Genomic DNA, 22376 nt, shown 5'->3' with positions numbered 1-22376 from the left:
ACCTATACCTACAACCTGGGCCAGACCGTGTACAGCCTGATCGCCAACGGCGCCACCGGCCAGATGGCCGCCATCTTGAACCTGGAGCAGGATTTTAACGGTTGGATCCCCATCGGTATTCCCATCGCCCCGCTCATGCACCTGGAGGAGCGCAAAAGCAAGCTTGAACTGGTGCTTGAGAAAAGCATCGTAGACGTCAACTCACCGGCATTCCGAGTCGTGAAAACATTCCGCGACAAATGGCTGGCAGCGACACCGGAGGAAGACCACTACCGTCACCCGGGACCCATCCGCTTTGCCGGCAACAGCGAGGAAGACCGACCCATCACCTTACTCCTCAATGCGCTGGGTGGCCACCTCTCTTCATCAGGTGAGAAAGTCGCCGAATAAAGAATCTTGGTCCAAAAGACCAGACGTTGGCTTGCCGTTCGATGTATATTTTGAACCCTTCCCACGGCCCCATGAGCGGGATCTCTGCTTCGCTCCGACAAGCGGCGGGAAATTAACTCGCTATCGCAGTTCAATTTACCCATCCAAAATATAAAACGTATGTCCAACCCATCTTTTTCGACACATTTTTTGTTGCCGCAGTCTGCCGGACCATAAGGAATCGCCGAATCAACCACCGGTATAGGTCCGGTTGAAAAGCCCGAAAACATCCATATAGTTGAAGATGATGATGTTGTTGTGCAATCGTCGGTTTTTCGTTTACCGAGGTGAGGGGTACTCATGATCCGAAATCGGTTCGTCATGTTAATGATTGCAGCCTCAGCGCTTGTTGGCGGTGCCTGTTCCACTGGGCCTGAACTTTTTCGACAACCGCCGGGGAGCCTGAAGGAATTGGTGGGGCCGATACAAAAATCGGTCGTGACGGTCGTTAATTATGATGTGGATGGGGACATATCATCCATCGGCAGCGGATTCTTCATTACAGAAAGCGGTATACTGGTGACCAATTTCCACGTTTTGGAAGGTGCCTACAGCGCAAGCATCAAAACAGTGGACGGCAGTCAATACCCGGTGGCAGCGGTCCTGGCCAAAAACCGGCTGGTCGATCTGATCAAGGTCCGCGTGGATATCGCGGGCAGCCGGACGACGCCTGTCGTTCTTGCCAGGGAGCAACCCGCCGTTGCGGACAGTGTTCTCGTAGTCGGCAGCCCAATGGGTTTGGAACAGACCGTTTCCGAAGGAATCATTTCGGCTGTGCGCGAGATGCCGGCCGGTGGAACGGTGTTTCAACTGACCGCCCCGATCTCCCGGGGATCCAGCGGCGGTCCGGTGCTCAATCACGACGGAAAGGTGGTTGGCGTGGTCACCTTTCAGATAGCCAGGGGTCAGAATCTTAACTTTGCCGTCTCCGTAGACGCACTTGAAATGCTGACCGACGAAGCGTCGCAACCCTCCATTGCCGAGTGGACCATCCGAAACTCGAGGCAGGGTCCCGCACTGGCGGCAGCGCTCTGCAGCAAGGGTTCCCGCCTCACCATACAGGGAGAATACGAAGAGGCCTTGACCTATTTTAAAAAGGCGGCTGATGCCAGCCCGGGTGATCCCGACGCCTGGTATGGGCTGGGCAGTTGCTATGTCGGCCTCGATCGGCCGGATGAGGCTATCGCCGCCTACAAGCGGCCCATTGAGCAGGACCCGGACAATGAATTGGCCCATTTTATCCTGGCCATGTATTACAAAACCATCGGGCAGTTCGAGCAGGTCATCCCCACCCTGCTGGAGGTGATTCGCATCGATCCTGCCAACCTGCGGGCACAGTTCGAACTGGGTCGGGCGTATGGCGAATTGGATCGCACCGGAGAGCAGGTCGAGACGTTCAAGGCAATACTGGATCACCAACCGGACCATATTCCGACGCTGCTCGATCTGGGCGCAACACTGGGCAAAACCGGCCACTTCGAGGAAGCGATGGCACTCTTCACGCAAGCCGGCGGCCTGGAACCGGACAACGAATTGATCCACTACAACATCGGCGTGACCTACAACCGCATGGACCGACCCGAAGAGGCGGTCCGTGCCTACACGCTTGCCATTCGTGCCAATCCGCGCATGGCTGCCGCCCACTACAACCTTGGCCTGACATACTTCAATCAGGGTCGCCGCAAACTCGCCCTGGACCAGTATGAAATCCTGAAAGGCCTGGATTCGGACTCGGCAAACGAGCTGTTTGAAAGAGTCTATCCGGAGAGCGCCAAATGAAGTTGCCGGCGATGTTTCCCAGGGTCCGCGATCCGCTTAACAGGCTGTTCAAGACAACACCTTCTTTATGCGCTACATCGCGGGTACGGGCAGGTTGGGTTTATTATGAACGCCTGCTAAAGCATTAGTTACCACAGCATTTTTTATATTTTTTACCGCTTCCACAGGGGCAGGGTTCATTGCGTCCAACGGTCTTTTCGGCAATCCTTGTTGTCAGTGGGTTCAACAATATATCTAAATCCGTAATATCCTCAGGTTTATCCGGGTCCACAGTAATGGTATGGTTCCAGTTGTTTTCTTCAAATACCGATTTCAACTCTTTCACTCTTTTTTCTGTTTGTACATTTACAACCGCAGGATTCGTTTCAGTTCCTAATTTCGCCGTCTTTTTGCCATCAAATATTTTTTGCATCTTTTCACCATAAAAGTTTGATAAGAATCAATAGAGCCAATACCATATCTGATTGTGTGTCCCACACATAGACTTGCGTACCTAGAAAAGCTTCGGTAAATTCTCCTGTCCAGATAAATCCGATACCGATTCTACTTGATGGTGCAGAATGAAAACGGATACACGCCTAAAAGGTTGTTCCACTTTCAAGCATCTTTCTTACAATGATCACCTATACTACTATAAACAATTGTGTTGTCAACCAATCCAGAATTTACGGTCGTTTGTCCGTTACCCTCAGGAAATGTGATTGAAGATTCCCTATTGACCACCCACCTGTTTCTGATAAAAGAGTTCTTCTGCCAATCTTAATGGGGGCCAGTTCACCGCTGATGAATGACAACCAACCTTTAGCGGATCAACAGTCCGGGGCCGGTGCCCTCTTCGCATTTTTCGCCTTTCTTATATGGGGGCTGAGTCCCATCTACTGGAAAGCCCTTCACGGCGTGGGGGCGTTCGAGATCATCCTGCATCGTATCCTCTGGTCGTTTGCTTTTCTCATGCCGCTGGTATGTGTTGGCCGCAGATGGGCCGAATTCCAAAAAACGATTAAAAGCCCTAAAATGCTGTCCATTCTCCTGATCACATCGATCCTGGTTGGCGGCAACTGGCTCATCTATATCTGGGCAGTCAACAACGAACGCGTGCTCCAGGCCAGTCTGGGCTACTACATCAACCCACTGGTCAACATCGTTCTGGGCATGGTGTTCCTGCGCGAACGGCTGCGTCGGGCCCAGGCCGTGGCAGTGGTTCTTGCAACACTGGGTGTACTCAACCTCACCTTTCGGTATGGTGTGTTTCCATGGGTCTCCCTGGCGCTGGCCTTCAGTTTCGGCATTTACGGACTGGTCCGAAAGGTGGCGGCCGTCGGCGCTTTGGTGGGCCTGACCGTGGAAACGCTGCTGCTGACCATTCCCGCCGGCATATGGGTGTTTCACCTGCATCAAATCCGTTCCGGGGCATTTTTGTATTCCGGGATTAAAACCGACCTGCTGCTATTGGGCACGGGGATCCTTACGGCCACGCCCCTGCTGCTTTTCAACCTCGGCGCCAAACGCATCACCCTGGCCACCTTGGGATTCATCCAATACACAGCCCCCACAGGCATGCTTCTGCTGGGGATCACCGTGTTCGGAGAGCCGTTCACAAGAATTCAGGCAGTGACCTTCGGACTGATCTGGACGGCACTGGCCATTTACTCCTGGGACACCGTACGTGCCAATCGAAAACACGGTGTCAAATGATGAGAAGTTTTTAATGGATCGATACCATGCGCGTGAACTCGAAAATTGTAGATTTTGTCAAGAATCCAAATAACTTGACAGGGTTTTCACCTTGTGGTAGCGTTTTCTCGACAACATTTTGCTCGGTATCTACAATCTCGCGTCGAGCGTCACCGAGAGCGATGGATACATGGCAAAACCTGAATGATACCCGGCGTAACTGAAAACACGATTTATATTAACCAAGGTTTATGGGGGAGAACTTATGGACGGTCGCCAGAAGCCCGATCCGCAGACGGAAAGCGGTAAGGACCTGAACGATAAGGAGGTCATTGAATTGACCCAGATCGTCGAAGAGGGAAATGGATACGATGTCATCGAGCTTAACGACATTATTGAACAGCCGGATCAGCCATCGGAAGCCATGGTTGGACCAGTGGAGGAGGTAATCCCCCTTGTGAATGCCCTTCCTGAAGAAGAAACGACAGACTTGCCGGAAGACACGGATGAGGGAATCATCGATCTGACGGATGTGACCGCTTCCCCGGAAACATCTGCCGTCGAACCGGTAGCGGAATCCGCCACCGCACCCACCGATGATGAAGGTGAAGTAGAGGTGATCGATCTCATGGATGTGGCGACAACCCCCGAAGCCGATGTTGTCGAGGCTGGTCCGAAAGTCTCCGCCTCGATGTCTGAAGAATCGGCCGGAACCCCGCAGGATGAGGATGACGTCATCGATCTGCTGGACGTGGCGGCGACTATGGAAGGCGACGCCGACGGAACCGAACTGCAGTCTCCTGGCACGATGCCGGAAGAGACGAACGGAACCGTGGAAGAAGAGGATGAGGTAATTGACCTAATGAATGTGGCGACCACCCTGGAAGCCGATACCGCCGCATCCGGAATGCAGGATTCTGCCACCACGCCTGAAGAGGCAGCCGGAACCATACCGGAGGATGAACCGATCGTAGACTTGCTGGATGCCGTGGAGTCACAAACGGCGGAAACAAGCGCAGCTGTTGAAACGGACGACGAATTTTCAGACCTGGAGAGCCGCGCACAAGCCGTATTGACAGACGCTGGGAATGTCTATGATGTTGAAACAATCGAGGAGGCAGCCGAAACAGCCGGACCGGACAGCGACTTCATGGTCTTCAACGATAATGCGGCAACCATAAATGAAGGGGAAACGCCCGCTATCGCTGATGACCCACCGGAAACCTCGCCGGATATCCCTGAGCCAGCCCCTGCCGCCATGGTTCTCCCCGTTTCGCCGTCCGAGCCGTTCCCCCTGACCGAGGCGCAGCTTGAAGCGGCACTGGCGCGTACCATCGAAAAAATATATGGTGAGAAGATCGAACAGCTGATGATCCGTACCATCGAAAAAACGGTGACGCGAGAAATCGCCAGAATCAAAAATGCCCTCCTGGAGGACGACGACGATAGGGTCGGATAGTCGTCGGTCCGCCAGCCTCAAACAACACTCAACAAACTCACACGGGGATTATCCTTAATCCCCTTTTCATTTTTCTGTGCCTGAGAAACGTATTGTACAAGGAGCGTTTAGCCCATGAACCGCGATTTGCTCGAAAAAAGTTATTCCCCCGAAGCAGTTGAAAAACGCTGGTACGCTTACTGGGAGCAGGAAAAACTGTTTGCCGCCGATGAGAACACGACCAAAAAACCCTATTCCATCGTCATTCCGCCGCCCAACGTCACCGGCGTGCTGCACATGGGCCACGCCCTGAACATCACCATGCAGGATATCATGTGCCGCTATCGCCGCCTGAAGGGGGACAGCGTCCTGTGGATGCCCGGAACGGACCATGCCGGCATCGCCACCCAGAACGTGGTGGAGAAAAAACTGGCTGCCGAGGGCACCGACCGGCACCAGCTGGGACGGGAAAATTTCATCGAAGCCGTTTGGGGCTGGCGCAAGGAATATGGCAATGCCATCATCAATCAGCTCAAGCGTCTGGGTGCATCCTGTGATTGGGACCGGGAGCGGTTCACCATGGACGAAGGGCTCTCCCAGGCAGTGAGGAAAGTATTCGTCCAGCTCTACGACGAAGGCCTGATCTACCAGGGGAACTACATCATCAACTGGTGCTGCCGCTGCAACACGGCACTGTCCGACCTGGAGGTTGAACACGAAGACCTGGACGGCCACTTCTATCATATCCGCTATCCCTATGCCGACGGCTCTGGTTCGGTGGTCGTCGCCACCACCCGTCCGGAGACCATGCTGGGCGACACGGCCGTTGCCGTTCACCCGGAAGACGAACGCTACAACGGTCTGTCTGCAACAGCCGTGATCCTGCCGTTGATGAACCGTGAGATCCCCATTGTACGGGATACCTACGTGGACCTGTCTACGGGCACCGGCGCCCTGAAGGTAACGCCGGCCCACGACCCCAACGACTTTGACATCGGGGTGCGCCACGACCTGCCCAGCGTCAAGGTCATCGCCGACGACGGCAGCATGACCGATGCGGCCGGCCGGTTTAAAGGCATGGACCGTTTTGCCTGCCGCGAGGCCGTGGTGGAAGCGCTGGAGGCCGAAGGACTGCTGGAACGGGTGGAACCTCACCGCCACAGCGTGGGCCATTGCTACCGCTGCAAGACCATAGTGGAACCCAACCTCTCGCGCCAGTGGTTCGTCAAGGCGAAACCGCTGGCCGAAAAGGCCATCCAGGCCGTCGAGACGGGCAAGACGCGCATCATCCCCGAATCGTGGACCAAGACCTACTACGAGTGGATGCTTAACATCCGCGACTGGTGCATTTCGAGACAGATCTGGTGGGGGCACCAGATCCCGGCCTGGACCTGTCAGGGCTGCCGCAGAATGATCGTGGCCATGGACGCGCCCGATGTCTGCCCGGATTGCGGCTCCAGCGACCTTGTTCAGGAAACCGACGTGTTGGACACCTGGTTCAGCTCGGCCCTGTGGCCCTTTTCCACCATGGGGTGGCCGGAGCAAACCCAACTGCTGAAGACCTACTACCCCACCTCGGTGCTGGTCACCGGGTTCGATATCCTCTTTTTCTGGGTGGCCAGGATGATGATGATGGGCATCCACTTCATGAAAGAGATCCCCTTCCATGATGTCTACGTGCACGCCCTGGTTCGTGACGAAGAAGGCAAAAAGATGAGCAAATCCAAGGGTAACGTCATCGACCCGCTTAACGTCATCGACCAATACGGAACCGACGCCTTCCGCTTCACCCTGGCCGCTTTTGCCGCCCAGGGACGGGATGTGAAGATGAGTGAAAAACGGGTGGAGGGCTATCGCCACTTCATTAACAAGCTCTGGAACGCCGCCCGGTTTTCTCTCATGCATCTGGAGACGGGCTACGATGCCATCGATGAGAAAAATCTTTCCCTGCAGGACCGCTGGATCCTTTCCAGGCTGAACCGGGTAGCACGGCAGACCGAAGAAGCCTTAGATGCCTACAAGTTCAACGAAGCCGCCGGCGCCGTCTACCAGTTTGTGTGGCATGAGCTTTGCGACTGGTACCTGGAGGCCATCAAGCCCGCCCTGTACGACAAGGCCGGCAACGAGGGAAAGGCCGCCACCCTGTCGGTGTTGTGGCATGTGTTCAAGGAGGCTCTGATCCTGCTACACCCCTTTGCCCCCTTTGTCACCGAGGAGATCTGGCATTCACTGCCAGGCACCGAGGGCTCGATCATGAAAGCGACCTGGCCGGAGCATATCCAGCCCGGCGACGATCCGGCGGCCGAAATGCAGATGGAAACGGTCATTGCCGTAATCACTGGCATCCGCAACGTGCGCGGTGAGATGAACATTTCTCCCTCCACGCCCCTGAACGTGGCAGTTCAGCCAGAGAACCCAGAGACCGGCACGGTGGTGGAGACTAACAGCGACCTGATCGTAAATCTGGCCCGGCTGAAGCACATCACGGTTGACGCGGCAATGGGGCGGCCCAAAGCGGCGGCAACGGTCCTGGTAAACGGGGCCACCGTATACGTCCTGCTGGAAGGCATCATCGATTTTGCCCAGGAGCAAGTCCGTCTGGAAAAGGAGATCGGCAAGTTGTCCAAAGACCTGTCGGGCATGAACAAAAAACTGGGCAACGAGGATTTTCTCAAAAAAGCACCCGCCGATGTCGTGGACGGTGTCCGCGAGAAGCACGCCGCCATGCTGGAAAAACAGCATGCTTTAGAGGCAACCTTGGAGCGAGTCAAGGATATGATGGCTTGACCCCTTCAATGCATAATTCCATATTCGTGCTTTTTAGGTTAAAAAACAAATCACAACAACCAAAAACCAAATAAATCACAATAGCCAAATTGAACCCTCCCCGCGGAAAGCCGCGGGGAGGGTTCACCGTAAGGATAAAAAATCGATTTTCAGTTCGCTCGCAAACCCCGCCGCAAGCGGCGAGGAATGCGCTCGCTATCGCGGTTCAATCATCAATAGTGGAGGAATCAAAATGAGAAATGAGAATCTACTATTGGCTGTTGACCCCATTTGAGATTTGGATATTTTAGTTTGGAATTTATTTGAGATTTGTTATTTGTAATTTGTTGCTTTCTAACCTTCTGCTAACGGACAATCCGAATGTTATGAAGTTTCATAGAAGGTGAACCATGCACACCACAGATGATCTGATACAACTGGCCCTGAAAGAAGACATCGGCCCTGGTGACATCACCACCGACAACCTGGTGGCCCCGGAGACCCGGGGAAAGGGTACGATCGTCGCCAAGCAGGATCTGGTAGTCGCCGGCCTCCAGGTGGCAGAGAAGGTTTTCAGGGCTCTCGAACCGCAAATTGGTTTTGACCCCCTTTTTAGGGATGGGGACCGGATTCCTGCCGGCAGCACGGTGGTCAGGATTGACGGAACGCTGGGCGCCCTGTTAAAGGGCGAGCGCACCGCCTTGAACTTTCTGCAGCGGTTGTCCGGCATTGCCACCCAGGCGCATGCATTTGTCAGGGAGGTCGCGGGAACAGCGGTGAAACTGGTGGATACCCGCAAGACCACCCCGGGCTGGCGAGTGCTGGAAAAATACGCGGTGCGCATGGGCGGCGCCCACAACCACCGCATGGGCCTGTACGACGGTGTACTGATCAAGGACAATCACATCGCCGTGTCCGGCGGTATCGCCAATGCGGTAAAAAAAGTCCGGCAACAGATCTCCCACCTGGTAAAAGTAGAGGTGGAGACGGCCACCTTTGAAGAGGTAAAAGAGGCCCTGGCCGCCGGTGCGGACGTCATCATGCTCGACAACATGGATCTGGGTCAGATCCGCCAGGCTGTTCGTTTGATCGACAAAAAGGCCCTGGTTGAAGCGTCCGGCAATGTCACCCGGGGACGTCTGAATGACCTGGCCCAAACCGGGGTGGACCTCATCTCCATCGGCGCCCTGACCCACTCGGCCGTGGCCATGGACCTGAGCATGAACATCAAACCGAATTGAGGAATTTAGGAATTTAGGAATTTTCAGTTCAACAAGGCCTTGTCGTGCCAATTCCAAAATTCCTTAATCCCTCAATCCTTAATGATATGATCCCTATTCGCGACACCACACCGATCAAAACCGTCCCGGTGGTCAACAACACCATCATCGGCATCAATGTGGTGTTTTTTTTGGTACAATTGGCCCAGGGGCCGGCCCAGGACCATTTCGTCTACCTTTACGGGCTGGTCCCTGCAAAGTTCACCGTCCCCCAGGTGTCGGCTTACTTCTCCCTCGGCCAGCGGGTCATCTCCCTGTTCACCTTCATGTTTCTTCACGGCGGATTCATGCATTTGATCGGGAACATGTGGTCCCTATACATTTTCGGCGACAATGTCGAAGATCATCTGGGACCGGTACGATACATCGTCTTCTACCTGCTGTGCGGTCTGGCGTCGGGCATGACGCAACTGCTCTTCAATGCCCACTCCAACATACCCACCATCGGCGCCAGCGGTGCCATCGCCGGTATCATGGGGGCCTATTTTATTCTCTACCCTCGTTCACGCATACTCACCCTGATCCCAATCATCTTCATCCCCTGGTTCGTGGAAATCCCGGCTTTCTTTTTTCTGGGGATCTGGTTACTCCTGCAAATTTTTAATGCTGCGGGAAGTTCCGGGCATGCCGGCGGGATCGCCTGGTGGGCCCATATCGGCGGATTCGTCTTCGGCGTAATCTTTCTCAAACTGTTCGACCGCATACCGGCCACCGGCGTTACCGACCGGCTGCGCCACGCCACCGAAAAGAAGCGATCCCACCGCTTTCAGGTGGTAAAAACCGCCAGCGGCGAGGAGAAACTCAACCTATACGGAACCCTCACGATCACCCAATACGAAGCCATGGTTGGTGCACGTAAACTGATCACCGTCCCCAGGGGATTGCAGAATCGCCTGTACAATGTCGTGGTGCCCCAGGGAATTGCCGACGGCCAGGTGCTGCGGTTAAAAAATGTGGGCAAAGCCAAATCCGACGGCACCCGGGGCGACATGATGCTCAAGGTCAAGGTTCAGCATATTTAATCATCTTTTAAAAATTCCGAGTAATACTTTTCTCTACAATCGGGACAGACGCCGTGACTGAATCGGATAGTTGAGTATTTTGCGAAATAGTGTTCAACTTCCTGCCAATAGTTTGAGTCATCTCTGACTTTACGGCAAAATGAGCAAATCGGTGCCATTGCTTCATCTTTGCGCTGATATCATCGCCAAGTAGTTTTCTGGATGCATGATTCGCATCGTGGATGGTCAGGCCTGTGTCCACAATAAGAACAGGAATGGGAAAGGTCTCCAGAATAGCCCGCAGATAGTTTTCATCAACCAGCTGATCTATTTCCATGGTCTCACTCCAGTCCAGATTCTACACCGCTCAGTAACAAGCCAATTAGAGGACGAATGGGAAAAACGTTTCAACACAGTAACTTAATTGTCCAGCTCCTTTTTTATGGCAAGGCCAATCGTTTCGATGGTGTAGGGTTTTTTAATGAACTGCCCGGCACCCAACCGCTGAACTTCTTTGACACGGTCGTTTTCGGCAAATCCGCTTGCGATAATTGCTTTTTGTTTTGGATGGATCGCAATTGCCTGTTCATAGGTTTCCAAACCGTCCATCCCCGGCTCCATGATCATGTCCAACAACAGTATATCCATTTTTTTTTCTTTCATGCAGACGATGGCTTCTTCACCCGATGCGACGGCTGTCGTTTTATAATTGAGCGTTTCTAAAATGCCTGAGGCGATGATTCGTTGATCTTCATTGTCATCCACAATTAAAACCAACTGCCCTTTACCCATGTATTCCGAAACGGGGACACGATCTTTCCCTTTCATTGCATATTCTCTGGTAACTGGAAAATATAGGTAAAATGTAGTGCCTTCACCAAGTTTGCTTTTAATATCGATAAACCCATGATGGTCTTGAACCGCACCCCAAACCACAGCCATGCCCAAACCGGTCCCGCTTCTGCCCATCACTTTCTTGGTGTAAAAGGGCTCGAAAATGCGTTCTTTATCTTCTTCTGATACACCGCACCCCTTGTCCGATATTTCCAAGGTTACGAAATCTCCCTGGCGGATATCTTCAAATCCCTTTTCCGGCAGGTCAACGGTCCGGTTATAGGTCGAAATGACAATTTCTCCGCCATCCGGCTGTGCTTCAGCCGCATTGGAGACAAGATTCATGATGGTCTTGCAGATATGTATCGGAGAACCCTTCAAAGACAGCAGGTTAGGATCTAAAGTGGATGTAACGGCTATTTTGTTATGGTAGGACATCATCTTGGCGTATTCAGGCGAATCCAAGTAATCACCGATGATATCATTTAAATCAACAACCTCTTTCGCCGTCACGCCTCTTCGGGCAAGAGTCAGCAGATCCTGTACAATTTCGGCCGCTTTCTCCCCTGCTTTTTGAATGGTCATGAGGGGTTTATGCATCGGGTTGGCGTCGTCAAGGTTCCAGAGCAGCATTTCCGGGTAGCTGGTGATACCCGAAAGGACATTGTTGAGGTCGTGGGCAACGCCTCCTGCCAACGTTCCGATGGCTTCCATTTTTTGAGCGCGATTAAGCTGCGCTTCCATTTTTTCGCGCTCATCCTGCAGTTTTTTCAAGTGAGATATATCGGTGGCGATGTGGAGGTAGGCATGGCGACCATTCACCCATGGCAAGACACGTTCGACATTGATCGACCATTTATTGGTAATGGGATTGATGCCTTCCCAAATTGCGGCACCAGGGTGCGTCCCGTTTTCATCCGCCAATGTGCGGGTCATGCATCGTTGGCATGGGGTCGACGATTTTAAAATGGATTCCCAGCAGATTTGATTGCTCAGATCTTGGCCAAACAGGTCCTGCATGGTTTTGTTCATAAATAATATTTCGCACGATTCCTTGTCTGCCACGTAGATGGTGGAATCGATGCTGTCCATGATCGTTGTGAGACTCTCTTGTGACAAGCGAACGGTATTTTCGGCGGCGATCCTGTATTCAATCTCTTTTTTCAGCTGTTCGTTACTCCGGGTTAATTCGATCGTTCGGGCTTCGATAATTTTTTCGAGCGATTCGTTGATCTCTTTAAGTTCTTTGCGGTTATTTTCACCGTGGCGCTCGAAGACATAGGCAAAGAAGCTGACCACGAGATAAGCACCCATGATTCTGAATTCAAGATTGGGATCGTAATCGGTAACAAAGGTAAAAATAGAACCGTAAAAAGCAACGATCATAACGGGGATGATCATCAAGAGGGTGGCGATGATACCGTAAAATGAACCCAACAGATAGCAGGCGATCAAAGGGTAGGTAAAATACCATACAAACGCCGATTGGCCGGCACCGCCGGTGACATACAGGAAGATAAACAAAAAAGAGATTATGGTTAATCCAAACAGAATGTTGAAGCGAATCTTTTTTCTTTTTTGCAGATCGAAAAGGTTGCCAGCCAGGATCATCGCCGCGACGATGTCCGCCGTTGCCAGCGGAATATTCTTCTGAATGATGGCCAGGATACTAAAAATGAAAAGGAAGATAATTCCAACTAAAGACAGGGTGATATGCAGAGCGACGCGTCTTTTATCTTCAAGGCGGATATCGGAAAAAATGAAGCTTTCATATACCGATCGAACCTTTTTGATCCAGACAGCGCTCATGATGATTCCAGTTCAAGGATGAAGGTGCCAATCGCAAACGATCGAATGATATGCGATTGGTGGTGGCTCGGATGGCGGCGTGATTTCTTTTAATTGAAACTTGTCGATAACTGATCATAAAATCCATCTTTTTTCAAGTCTTGAATTTGCCAAGCACGTTGCCTGGGAATAACGATGCACCCTTTCCTGAGAACTTCGATAACGTCCCATGCAACGAAAGGTTTTGGTGGTCTACTTTCCTGCCCACATTGACATGGCCACAATCATTCGATATTTATCACTAGAACGGTTCTCAAAAACAAGGATCAGGGTTCAGGGCAAGGTATGCAACGGCGAAAAAGCGGAGCATACATGTTGTATGTGAGCATTTTGAGTCGATTCATAACGCTGCCATGGGCACTTAGATTATTTTTGTGATATGTTCTAATACTTATCTCACCCACACCTGACCATACAGAATGGAATCAGAATGGAAGATCATCCCAGCCGTGAAATATTGATCCGGCGTATTGCCAACCTGGAGGATCAATTAAAAGCCCGCCGCAAAGGCCAGTACGATAGCTGTTCTTCAGAGGCCTTTGGATTGGCCGATTTTGAACACGCCGCCGACGGGATTTGCGTGTGCCACGCCATTGATGACTTTCCCTTTGTGAGGTTCACCTTCTGGAATCGACGCATGGTCGAATTGAGCGGGTACGACCGGGAGCAAATCAACCGCAAGGGCTGGTATCAAAGTGTCTATCCTGACCCGGACGTTCAAGCCGAAGCCATCTCACGTATGGCGAAGATGCGTAAGGGGGTCAATCTGGAAGCGGAAACGTGGGAGATCACCCGGGCCGACGGGGAGAAACGTAACCTGCGCATCTCCACGTCAACACTAGATGACGGCGACGGCACACCCCGAGTCATGGCCATCATGCATGACGTCACCGAGCTGAAATGCGCCGAAGAGGCGCTGCGTAAAGAAAAGCAGGATCTCAAACTCGAAGTCGCCCGGCAGTCCAAATCGTTGGTAGATGCCGAGCAGGCTCTCAAGACCAGCAGCGCTCAGTACCGTATGCTCTTCGAAATCGCAGGTGATGCCCTTTTTATTGAAAACGATCGCGACGAGATCCTCGATGTCAACAAGCAGGCCTGTGATCTTTTGGGTTACAGCCGGGAAGAGTTGCTTTCGATGAAAGTCTACGACATACAGGCGCCTGAATACCGTGGTGAGCCGGGCCGTGTGTTGAGCAGGGAAATAGTCGATCATCAGGGAAAGCCCTTTGAGACGATGGACCTCCACAAAGACGGCACCCCAATACCGGTGGAAGTCGCCAACAATCGGCTCGAGGAAGCGGGATTGTATTTGACCATCGTCCGGGACATCCGGGAGCGCAAGTCTGCTGAGCAATCGCGTCGCGAAACCTTTGACATCATCGAGAAAAGCCCGGTGGCAGCCTTCCTGTGGCGCAACGAGACGGACTGGCCGGTGGAATTCGTCACCCGGAATGTCGGTCATATCTTCGGGTACTCGGACACCGATTTTTTATCGGGCCGCATCCTTTTCAGTAAGGTGGTTCACCCGGACGACATGGAACGGGTTGCCCATGAAGTCGCCACCAACAGCCAGGAACCGGGTCGGACGGCGTTCGTCCATGAGCCTTATCGAATTGTCGCAGCGGACGGTACCGTTCGCTGGGTCAATGACCAGACATTCATCCGCCGGGACCACACCGGTACGATCACGCATTTTCAAGGAATCGTAGAAGATATTACGACCCGCGTGGTCGCCGAGCAGGCACTTCGGGAATCCGAAGCAAAGTTTTCACGGGTATTCCAAATGAATCCGGACACGGTCTTCATCACCCGCCTGGAAGATGGTGTGATCCTCGACGTTAACGACAGTTTCAGCAAAGCCACCGGCTATTCAAGGGAGGAGGTTGTCGGCCGCAACAGCGTAACGGAGCTTCACCTGTGGACTGATCCGAAGGAGCGCCGTAAATACGTTGGCGAGATTCTTCGGAAGGGGGCTGCCCGCGATATGGAACTTTATTTCCGAGTTAAAAACGGAAGTTTGCGTTTGGGTTCTGTATGTGGCGCCATGATTGAGATCAGCGGCGAACGTTGTATTCTCGGTACCATCCGGGACATTACCGAAGAACGCCAGGCTGCCAACCAGTTAGCCGCAGAGAAAGAACGCCTGGCGGTGACCGTGCGCAGCATTGGCGATGCCGTGATCACCACGAATCGTGAAGGTCGAATTGCCCTCATGAACCCGATTGCGGAAGACCTGACAGGATGTATAGAAGCAGGGGCGATTGGCCGCCCATTGATGGATGTGTTTCGGATTGTTAACGGACGAACCGGAGAGCCCTGTGCCAACCCGGTGGACCGCGTCCTGTCCACCGGGCAGATCGTCGGTCTGGCCAACCACACCATCCTGATGGCCAGGGACGGCCGGGAACGTATTATAGCCGACAGTGGTGCACCGATTCTGGACCTTCAGGGCGAGATCATCGGAGTGGTGTTGGTATTTCGCGATATTTCCGGTCAGCAGCGAATCGAAGAAGAGTTGCTGAAGATGGAAAAATTGAAGTCCCTGGGGGTGCTGGCAGGTGGAATTGCCCATGATTTTAATAACTTTTTAACCGGCATCATCGGCAATCTGTCGCTGGCCAAGTTGGATGTGCAGCCCGGCAATCCGGTGTCACGTGCGCTTGACGAGATGGAGAAAGCCGCGGTCCGGGCTAAAGACCTGACCCACCAGTTGCTTACCTTTTCCAAGGGTGGTGAACCCGTAAAGCACACCACCAATATTGGCGACCTGGTTCGTGAATCCGCACAATTTGCCCTGCACGGATCCAACGTCCGCTGCACGTTCAGTATTGACGAAGGCCTGCTGCCTGCCGATGTAGACGACGGTCAAATCGCTCAGGTCGTGCACAACCTCATCATCAACGTCGATCAAGCCATGCCCAACGGCGGCACCGTGTTGATCCAGGGAACCAATGTGATCTTGTTCCTCGACAATCCATATGCCCTCAAACCCGGCAAACATATTCAACTGTCCATCCAAGACGAGGGCACAGGCATCCACCCGGAGCATCTGAAAAAAATATTCGACCCGTACTTCACCACCAAGCAAAAAGGTAGCGGGCTGGGCCTGGCTGTGGCCTACAGCATCATCGCCAAACACGATGGTCAATTGACCGTGGATTCCAAATTTGGCCACGGCACCACGTTCACCATTCTGCTGCCCGCTTCTGAAGGAACGCATGTGATCGACACCAGGAAAACCGAGAGTCTACTTGCCGGTCACGGACGCATACTGGTGATGGATGACGAGGATTTCATCCGGGAACTGGTCTCGGTCATGCTTCCCAAAATGGGGTATGACGTGGTGCTGGCTCAGGATGGTCAGGCCGCCGTAGATATTTACAAAGAGGCGCTCTCCGCCGGTAATCCCTTCGATGCAGTGATACTGGACTTGACGGTACCTGGCGGCATGGGCGGAAAAGAAACCGTTCGCCAGCTTCGTGCGTTGGACCCCAACGTACGGGCGATTGTCTCCAGCGGATATTCAAATGACCCGGTGATGGCCAACTACGCCCGTTACGGGTTCTGCGGTGCCGTTAAGAAGCCGTATCTGATTCAAGATATGAGCCAGCTGCTGAATGCGGTAATCAAGGCGTGACGATTCTGGCTCAGATACCGTCTGGGTCAAGTGCATCCAGAAAAAGACATCGGGATGATTTCACTTAACCCTCCGCTCAGCTGAAAGCCGGCGGCTATGCCAGCAACCCACCGTCACAAGGGATGCAGGCACCGGTGGTATAAGATGCCGCGTCCGAAACCAGGTATAGCACCGCTCCGGCCATCTCCATGGGCTCCGCATGGCGTTTCAAGGGAATCTGAGCGACCACCATGTCGTAGATCTCTTTGTTCTGCATGAGCACCGAGGAAAACTGGGTGTCCGTGAATCCCGGCAGCAACGCATTGACGCGGATATGATGGGGGGCCAACTCCTTGGCGAAGGCCTGGGTCATGGTGATCAGCGCCCCCTTGGTGATCGAATAGACGCCCTGAAACACAGCCGGTCGGATGCCGTTGACTGACGAAACGTTCACCACCGCGCCTTTTCCGGCCACCTGCATGAGGGGAATGGCCTTTTGAATCATGAAAAAGGGGCCTTTCAGGTTCACTTCGAGGGTTTTCTCCCACACGCCTTCATCGACGGTGGCCATCTCGCCAAAATAGGGATTGGTGGCGGCATTGTTCACCAGGATGTCCAGTCGCCCGTAGCGTTCACAAATTTTCTCGTAAAGCAAATCGATGCCTTCAAGACTTCCCATGTTGCAGGCAAAGCATACCGCCTTGCCGCCTTTCTCGCGAATCCCTGCCGCGACCGTTTCCAGGCTCTCCAACTTCCGGCTTACCACAATCATTTCTGCACCTTGCTCGGCCAGTGTCTCTGCAATCGCCTGGCCGATGCCCCGGCTGGCGCCGGTGACCAAGGCGATACGGCCTTTCAAATCAAACGATACCATTGTGCCTCCTCTCAATCGATATTCTGTGGTTCCTTGTAAGAAGAAAAAAGAGAACCACAGGATGTCCAATGTCCAATCATGAATGTCCAAGGAATGGATCACTTCGCGATGTCATCATTTGAAATCTGACAGCATTCCTTCCTTCGACATTCTGCGGTTCGAAATTCGACATTCAATATTCTCCCGTCTCAATAACCCTCACCGCCGCCTTCTCCAATATCCCCACGGCGAACCCCAGCATCCCGAAACGTTTGTCGGCGGTCTGGCCATGGAAAAAGCGGTAGTAGATCTGCTGGGCAATCACCGCCAGCCGAAACAGGCCAAAGCAGTAATACCAGGCAAAATTCTCTATGGTCGCGCCGGTTTTTTTCTCGTACAGCGCGACGATCTGACGCCGGGTCAGCATCCCGGGGCACAGGGTCGGCAGCGTCCGGATCAGCTTCAGTTCGTCACTGTCATCCGCTTCTATCCAATACCCCAAAGAGGCGCCCAGGTCCATGAGCGGATCGCCGATGGTGGCCATCTCCCAGTCCAGCACACCGATAATCCGGGTAAGATCGGCGGGGTCCAGAATCACGTTGTCGAACTTGTAATCGTTGTGAACCAGGGCGGGTGCTGAACAATCAGGCGGCATGCCGGCGTTCAACCAGGCCATGACCGTTTCGAAATCCGGCACGTCATCGGTGCGGGCGTCGCGGTAGCGTTTGGACCAACCATGGACCTGCCGGGAAACATAACCATCCGGGTTGCCCAGATCCGCCAGTCCGCATCCCTGGTAGTCAAGGCGGTGAAGATCACCCAGCACATCCACCCATCGCCGGCAGAGCCGACCGGCAGCCGGCGAACCGAGGGCGGGTGCGTCGGGCAGTTCTTTTCTCAGGATCACGCCCCGCATGCGTTCCATCACATAAAAGGGCGCGTCCATGACCGCCGGATCGTCGCAGTAGGCCATTGGTTCAGGGACATGAGGGAAGACGGGCTTCAGCGCCCTGAGTATGCGGTATTCACGGCTCATGTCGTGGGCCGTCTTGGCTTTCTTGCCAAATGGCGGCCGACGTAGCACCAGCTCGGTTTCACCCATGCTTATCAGGTAGGTCAGGTTTGAAAAACCGCTGTGAAACTGGCGGACCGTTGCCGGGCCATCCAAACGGGGCAATTTCTCTTTCAGATAAGCTGCAATCTTTTCGGCATCCAGAGATTCTCCCTGACGAACCGCCTTGGCCTGATCAAGAGAAGTCATTTTTTTTCTCCCTTCATGGTTTCAACCGCGCCATAGGCGCTGACCATGGAAATGACGAAATCTGCATAGGCTTCGACCGAAATCTTGCGCCTTTTGTATTTCCATCGCTTCAAATACCAGTCCTGAAGCAGGGCCTTAATGGCAGCGGCAACCAGCAACGGATCCTTTATGTCAAAGGCGCCACCGGCCATTCCACGTTCCAGAATGCCGGAAAAAATGGCTTCGGTCTGCAGTTCCCCGGCAATGGCCCGTTTGCCTTCCTCGGCATGGAAAAATCGGGTCTCCATATACGAGAAAAAAAACCAGGGCTGCAGCACTTCGGACAGATAGAGGTGGCTGCGGATGGCCATTTCCAGTGCCTGTTCGGCATCCTCGATGCCGTGCAGTTGATTGTCCATCACCCGGGCCACAATGGCCCTGCCCTGCTCCTGAATCAGGGTCAGCAGTTCCTCCTTGTTAATAAAATAGGCGTACAGCCCGCCCATGGACATACCGCTTTCGGCACACAGATCCCGAAGGCTCATGGCATGAAACCCCTTCCGGTTGGCCAGCTTGAGCGTAGCCTTGAAAATTCTTACCAGGTTCCTGACCGCCACCTGTTCCTTTTTGATTTTAATGGAGTGGGATCGGCTCTCGAAAATTTGCCTGCAGATATCCGTGGTCGATACAGCGACCTGCTTTTCAAATGACTTCAGATCCATTGCCGTTTCTCTATAAATGGGTCATTGATGATGATTTTGATCGCGGCTGGAAGCCGCTCCTACCATTTCTTAATCCCGACATTCCCGAATTCCCATTTCAGTCCTCTCTTCTCAGCCTTCTGTCCTCTGTCCTCTGTCCTCCGTCTTCCGACTCCCGACTTCCGACTTCCGACCTCCGTCTTCTGTCTTCCAACCTCCAACCTCCGACCTCAGTCCTCAGTCCTCTGTCTTCTGTCTTCCGTCTTCCGTCCTCTGCCTTCAGCGTCCCATCTTTCACCACGCTTCCACCTGTCAACAACCAGAAACCAGAGACCAGAACGCTGAACCCGGAACCATAAACATATTAGCTGTTAAGCTATTAAGCTCGAAGCTCAAGGCTCAAAGCCAAACCCAGAACCGTGAACCCAGAACTCAAGGTCACGGAGGGGGCAACAGAAAGAGATTTTGTCTTTATTATTTTATCAAACGATGGAGCAAAGCGATCTCATCATTCGACGTTCAACGTTCGATGTTCGACGTTCATCTTTTTTGATTGCCCTGAACCGTCTTTATCCCGGCAGGTTCAACGCCGCTTTCAAACCGCCCTCGGCATGGGCGCGAAGGATATGCCGGGCCACGGACATCTTGTGGACTTCGTCCGCCCCGTCATATATTCGCGCCGCCCGTTCATGGCGGAAGAAATAGGCCAGCACAGTGTCGTCGGTCATGCCCAGTCCGCCGTGCACCTGGAGCGCCCGATCAACCACCCGCTGGAGGGTGTTGGCCACCACAAACTTGATGAAGGATATCTCGTGGCGCGCGGCCTTGGCCCCCTCTTTTTCGATTTTCCAGGCGGCGTGCAGGGTCATCAGGCGGGCAGCCTGGATTTCTGACGCGCTTTCCGCGATCCAGGCCCTGACGATCTGCTTTGATCCCAGGGTCCTGCCGTCAGGCGACATTTTGCGCGTGTTGGCCCGCTGGCACATGAGGTCGAAGGCGCGCTGGGCGATGCCGATCCAGCGCATGCAGTGGTGGATGCGGCCGGGCCCCAACCGCTCCTGGGCGATCACGAAACCGTGCCCTTCCGGCCCAAGCAGGTTCGTCCGGGGCACCCGGCAGTTCTGGTAAAGAATTTCTCCGTGGGAGGCGTAATCGGTTCCCCGATGCCCCATGACCGGGATGTTGCGCACCAGGTTGAAACCGGGATTGTCAGTGGGCACGATGATCATGCTGGCCTGCATGTAAGGAGAAGCGTCGGGATTGGTGACGGCCATGACAATGGCAAAAGCGGCACCATCCGCCGACGTGGTATACCATTTCTGGCCGTTGATCACGTAATCATCGCCGTCCTTTACGGCCGTGGTTTCCAGCATGGTCGGATTGGAGCCAGGCATGTCCACCTCGGTCATGGAAAAGCAACTGCGGATTCGCCCGTCCACCAGGGGTCTTAAATACTGCCCCTGCTGGGATTCGTTGCCGTACTTATGCAGGATCTCGATGTTTCCGGCATCGGGCGCCTGGCAGTTGAACACATAGTGGCCGATGGGCGTTCGCCCCAACACTTCGGACACCAGGCCGTGCTCGACCAGATCCAGGCCCATGCCCCCCAATTCCCTGGGGTGGTTGGGTGCCCACAATTCCATCTGCCGAACCATGTTGCGTTTTTCCGCCAGCACCGGGAGAAGATCCACAAACTCGCGATCCAGGAATTCCGCTTCCAGTGGGATGAGTTCCTTGTTCACAAACTCGTTCATCATCTCCAGAATCACCTGCATTTTTTCAGAGATTTGAAAGTCCATATTGTTCTTCCTTTGGCTAAAATTGATGAAGCAGTAAAAAGTCGCATTCCAGACGGTTCCGTAAAAAGCCCGAGATCAAGGCTTGCGAATCCTTAAGGAATGAGGCGTACTTACGGTACGCCGCAGTGACGAAGGATGAAGCGTAACGCCGATATCGGACTTTTTACGAGACCGTCAAAATTGATTAGAAGTGACTATCGATACGTAATCAGACCGATCTCTCCTTCTCGTTCAAGATGACCCTGTTCATTAAAAGTGGCCAGGCTGATTTGCCCGTCGCTGAATTTGAAGCGGGTGATAGACGCATTGACCAACTGCCATGAAAGCGCCACGGTATTTTCTGCTGAAAGGCCTGTCACCCTACCGACTGTCGCAGCAATGGGACCGCCTGAAGTAAAAACGGCGACGTGACCGCCGCGGTCGCTGCGATCGATAATGCCCTGGATACCGGTTGTCACGCTTTTGGCGAATGTGGGCCAGCTGAACCGATCATCCACGGTATCCAAACCGGATGCCCAACTGGTCATCACCCGTCCGAACACCTTTTGAAACGCCCGCCGGTCCGACAACATGCGGCCGACATCTCTGATAAAGGCCGGGTCCTCTTTTTCGATGATCGGCACCAACGCTCGAAGAATGGCTTCGTAGTCGTATTCATCAAGGGCTGCCGTTTCAGTCGGAAGCGGCATGTCAAGCCCTGCCTTCAGATACGTGTCCCGGACTTCACCGAGGGTCTGTTGCTGCCGCCTCAGGGTGCCGGACCAGCAAGCATCGAAGCGGATGCCGGCCTCGAGAAAAAAGGCGCCCAGAACACGGGCCTGGTGCCGTCCCCGGTTCGAAAGCGCATCGTAGTCCGATGTGCCGAAGGAGGCCTGGCCGTGTCGAATCAGATACAAGATACTCATGGAACGGGTCTCCCGGATCAGCCAAATTGGAATTGCAGCAGGCTGTCTTTTTTTTCTATTGGCGACCATCCATTTCATACCATAGAAGTTTCATTTCCAACGGATTTGTAAAAAGCCCGAGATCAAGGCTTGCGGGCCGCGAAAGCGAGCTTAAGCGAGCGAATGTAAAACCGATCAAGATCCTTACGGCGAACATTCATGTTCCATCCTGAG

General features: G+C 53.5%; 16 protein-coding genes and 1 pseudogene. 8 read left to right on the top strand and 9 right to left on the bottom strand.

What is annotated here, in order from left to right; genetic code table 11:
* Both QNK41_RS12540 and QNK41_RS12535 read left to right on the top strand, forming a co-directional pair.
* Positions 1 to 390, top strand: a pseudogene (locus tag QNK41_RS12540) (phosphofructokinase); the annotation flags it as partial.
* Positions 391 to 729: 339 nt separating this feature from the next.
* Positions 730 to 2208 carry a tetratricopeptide repeat protein gene (locus tag QNK41_RS12535; RefSeq protein ID WP_319257378.1) on the top strand — a complete coding sequence of 493 codons (1479 nt, stop codon included), beginning with the start codon at positions 730 to 732 and terminating at the stop codon, positions 2206 to 2208.
* Between the two features lie 124 nt (positions 2209 to 2332).
* Here QNK41_RS12535 and QNK41_RS12530 read toward each other — a convergent pair whose 3' ends face one another.
* Both QNK41_RS12530 and QNK41_RS23060 read right to left on the bottom strand, forming a co-directional pair.
* A complete protein-coding gene (locus QNK41_RS12530) occupies positions 2333 to 2620 on the bottom strand; it encodes a PBPRA1643 family SWIM/SEC-C metal-binding motif protein (RefSeq protein ID WP_319257376.1) in 288 nt (95 codons plus the stop codon).
* Positions 2621 to 2624: 4 nt separating this feature from the next.
* Positions 2625 to 2735, bottom strand: a complete 111-nt coding sequence (locus QNK41_RS23060) for a DUF2238 domain-containing protein (protein ID WP_413815149.1) — start codon at positions 2733 to 2735, stop codon at positions 2625 to 2627.
* A 256-nt stretch (positions 2736 to 2991) separates the two neighbouring features.
* Between QNK41_RS23060 and rarD the strand changes: the two genes are divergently transcribed.
* From rarD to QNK41_RS12505, 5 genes are all read left to right on the top strand, one after another.
* A complete protein-coding gene (gene rarD / locus QNK41_RS12525; RefSeq protein ID WP_319257374.1) occupies positions 2992 to 3903 on the top strand; it encodes an EamA family transporter RarD in 912 nt (303 codons plus the stop codon).
* Positions 3904 to 4147: 244 nt separating this feature from the next.
* Positions 4148 to 5341 (top strand): hypothetical protein, encoded by a 1194-nt coding sequence (locus tag QNK41_RS12520; protein WP_319257372.1) that lies wholly within the window; start codon positions 4148 to 4150, stop codon positions 5339 to 5341.
* Between the two features lie 114 nt (positions 5342 to 5455).
* Positions 5456 to 8107, top strand: a complete 2652-nt coding sequence (locus QNK41_RS12515; RefSeq protein ID WP_319257369.1) for a valine--tRNA ligase — start codon at positions 5456 to 5458, stop codon at positions 8105 to 8107.
* 389 nt (positions 8108 to 8496) lie between these two features.
* Complete coding sequence (gene nadC, locus QNK41_RS12510) at positions 8497 to 9327, top strand: carboxylating nicotinate-nucleotide diphosphorylase (protein ID WP_319257366.1); 831 nt, start codon at positions 8497 to 8499, stop codon at positions 9325 to 9327.
* Between the two features lie 86 nt (positions 9328 to 9413).
* A complete protein-coding gene (locus tag QNK41_RS12505; RefSeq protein ID WP_319257364.1) occupies positions 9414 to 10388 on the top strand; it encodes a rhomboid family intramembrane serine protease in 975 nt (324 codons plus the stop codon).
* A 7-nt stretch (positions 10389 to 10395) separates the two neighbouring features.
* On the opposite strand, the gene QNK41_RS12500 is transcribed toward QNK41_RS12505, so the two are convergent.
* Both QNK41_RS12500 and QNK41_RS12495 read right to left on the bottom strand, forming a co-directional pair.
* Positions 10396 to 10704, bottom strand: a complete 309-nt coding sequence (locus QNK41_RS12500) for a PAS domain-containing protein (RefSeq protein ID WP_319257361.1) — start codon at positions 10702 to 10704, stop codon at positions 10396 to 10398.
* A gap of 83 nt (positions 10705 to 10787) precedes the next feature.
* Positions 10788 to 13010 (bottom strand): ATP-binding protein, encoded by a 2223-nt coding sequence (locus QNK41_RS12495; protein WP_413815148.1) that lies wholly within the window; start codon positions 13008 to 13010, stop codon positions 10788 to 10790.
* Between the two features lie 469 nt (positions 13011 to 13479).
* Between QNK41_RS12495 and QNK41_RS12490 the strand changes: the two genes are divergently transcribed.
* Complete coding sequence (locus tag QNK41_RS12490; RefSeq protein WP_319257356.1) at positions 13480 to 16686, top strand: PAS domain S-box protein; 3207 nt, start codon at positions 13480 to 13482, stop codon at positions 16684 to 16686.
* Between the two features lie 94 nt (positions 16687 to 16780).
* Here QNK41_RS12490 and QNK41_RS12485 read toward each other — a convergent pair whose 3' ends face one another.
* From QNK41_RS12485 to QNK41_RS12465, 5 genes are all read right to left on the bottom strand, one after another.
* Positions 16781 to 17539, bottom strand: a complete 759-nt coding sequence (locus tag QNK41_RS12485; RefSeq protein WP_319257354.1) for an SDR family oxidoreductase — start codon at positions 17537 to 17539, stop codon at positions 16781 to 16783.
* A 172-nt stretch (positions 17540 to 17711) separates the two neighbouring features.
* Complete coding sequence (locus QNK41_RS12480; RefSeq protein WP_319257352.1) at positions 17712 to 18779, bottom strand: phosphotransferase family protein; 1068 nt, start codon at positions 18777 to 18779, stop codon at positions 17712 to 17714.
* Positions 18776 to 19480, bottom strand: coding sequence for a TetR/AcrR family transcriptional regulator (locus QNK41_RS12475; RefSeq protein ID WP_319257350.1), 705 nt, complete (start codon positions 19478 to 19480; stop codon positions 18776 to 18778). Before QNK41_RS12475 ends, QNK41_RS12480 begins: the two co-directional genes overlap by 4 nt.
* A gap of 548 nt (positions 19481 to 20028) precedes the next feature.
* Positions 20029 to 21258 carry an acyl-CoA dehydrogenase family protein gene (locus QNK41_RS12470; RefSeq protein ID WP_319257348.1) on the bottom strand — a complete coding sequence of 410 codons (1230 nt, stop codon included), beginning with the start codon at positions 21256 to 21258 and terminating at the stop codon, positions 20029 to 20031.
* A gap of 194 nt (positions 21259 to 21452) precedes the next feature.
* A complete protein-coding gene (locus tag QNK41_RS12465; RefSeq protein ID WP_319257345.1) occupies positions 21453 to 22163 on the bottom strand; it encodes a histidine phosphatase family protein in 711 nt (236 codons plus the stop codon).
* Positions 22164 to 22376 lie beyond the last annotated feature (213 nt).

It is taken from the genome of Desulfosarcina sp. (assembly GCF_033791525.1).
Lineage (GTDB): Bacteria > Desulfobacterota > Desulfobacteria > Desulfobacterales > Desulfosarcinaceae > Desulfosarcina.
Note: the sequence above shows the minus strand (reverse complement) of the source record. Positions and strands in the feature narration are given on the sequence as shown.

What these genes read in the sequence shown, in the direction of transcription:
- rarD (WP_319257374.1), top strand. Translation starts at nt 2,992, where the DNA reads ATGAATGACAACCAACCTTTAGCGGATCAACAGTCCGGGGCCGGTGCC.
- QNK41_RS12500 (WP_319257361.1), bottom strand. Translation starts at nt 10,704, where the DNA reads ATGGAAATAGATCAGCTGGTTGATGAAAACTATCTGCGGGCTATTCTG.
- QNK41_RS12515 (WP_319257369.1), top strand. Translation starts at nt 5,456, where the DNA reads ATGAACCGCGATTTGCTCGAAAAAAGTTATTCCCCCGAAGCAGTTGAA.
- QNK41_RS12530 (WP_319257376.1), bottom strand. Translation starts at nt 2,620, where the DNA reads ATGCAAAAAATATTTGATGGCAAAAAGACGGCGAAATTAGGAACTGAA.
- QNK41_RS12520 (WP_319257372.1), top strand. Translation starts at nt 4,148, where the DNA reads ATGGACGGTCGCCAGAAGCCCGATCCGCAGACGGAAAGCGGTAAGGAC.
- QNK41_RS12485 (WP_319257354.1), bottom strand. Translation starts at nt 17,539, where the DNA reads ATGGTATCGTTTGATTTGAAAGGCCGTATCGCCTTGGTCACCGGCGCC.
- QNK41_RS12490 (WP_319257356.1), top strand. Translation starts at nt 13,480, where the DNA reads ATGGAAGATCATCCCAGCCGTGAAATATTGATCCGGCGTATTGCCAAC.
- QNK41_RS12480 (WP_319257352.1), bottom strand. Translation starts at nt 18,779, where the DNA reads ATGACTTCTCTTGATCAGGCCAAGGCGGTTCGTCAGGGAGAATCTCTG.
- QNK41_RS12465 (WP_319257345.1), bottom strand. Translation starts at nt 22,163, where the DNA reads ATGAGTATCTTGTATCTGATTCGACACGGCCAGGCCTCCTTCGGCACA.
- QNK41_RS12535 (WP_319257378.1), top strand. Translation starts at nt 730, where the DNA reads ATGATCCGAAATCGGTTCGTCATGTTAATGATTGCAGCCTCAGCGCTT.
- QNK41_RS12470 (WP_319257348.1), bottom strand. Translation starts at nt 21,258, where the DNA reads ATGGACTTTCAAATCTCTGAAAAAATGCAGGTGATTCTGGAGATGATG.
- QNK41_RS12495 (WP_413815148.1), bottom strand. Translation starts at nt 13,010, where the DNA reads ATGAGCGCTGTCTGGATCAAAAAGGTTCGATCGGTATATGAAAGCTTC.
- QNK41_RS12505 (WP_319257364.1), top strand. Translation starts at nt 9,414, where the DNA reads ATGATCCCTATTCGCGACACCACACCGATCAAAACCGTCCCGGTGGTC.
- QNK41_RS12475 (WP_319257350.1), bottom strand. Translation starts at nt 19,480, where the DNA reads ATGGATCTGAAGTCATTTGAAAAGCAGGTCGCTGTATCGACCACGGAT.
- nadC (WP_319257366.1), top strand. Translation starts at nt 8,497, where the DNA reads ATGCACACCACAGATGATCTGATACAACTGGCCCTGAAAGAAGACATC.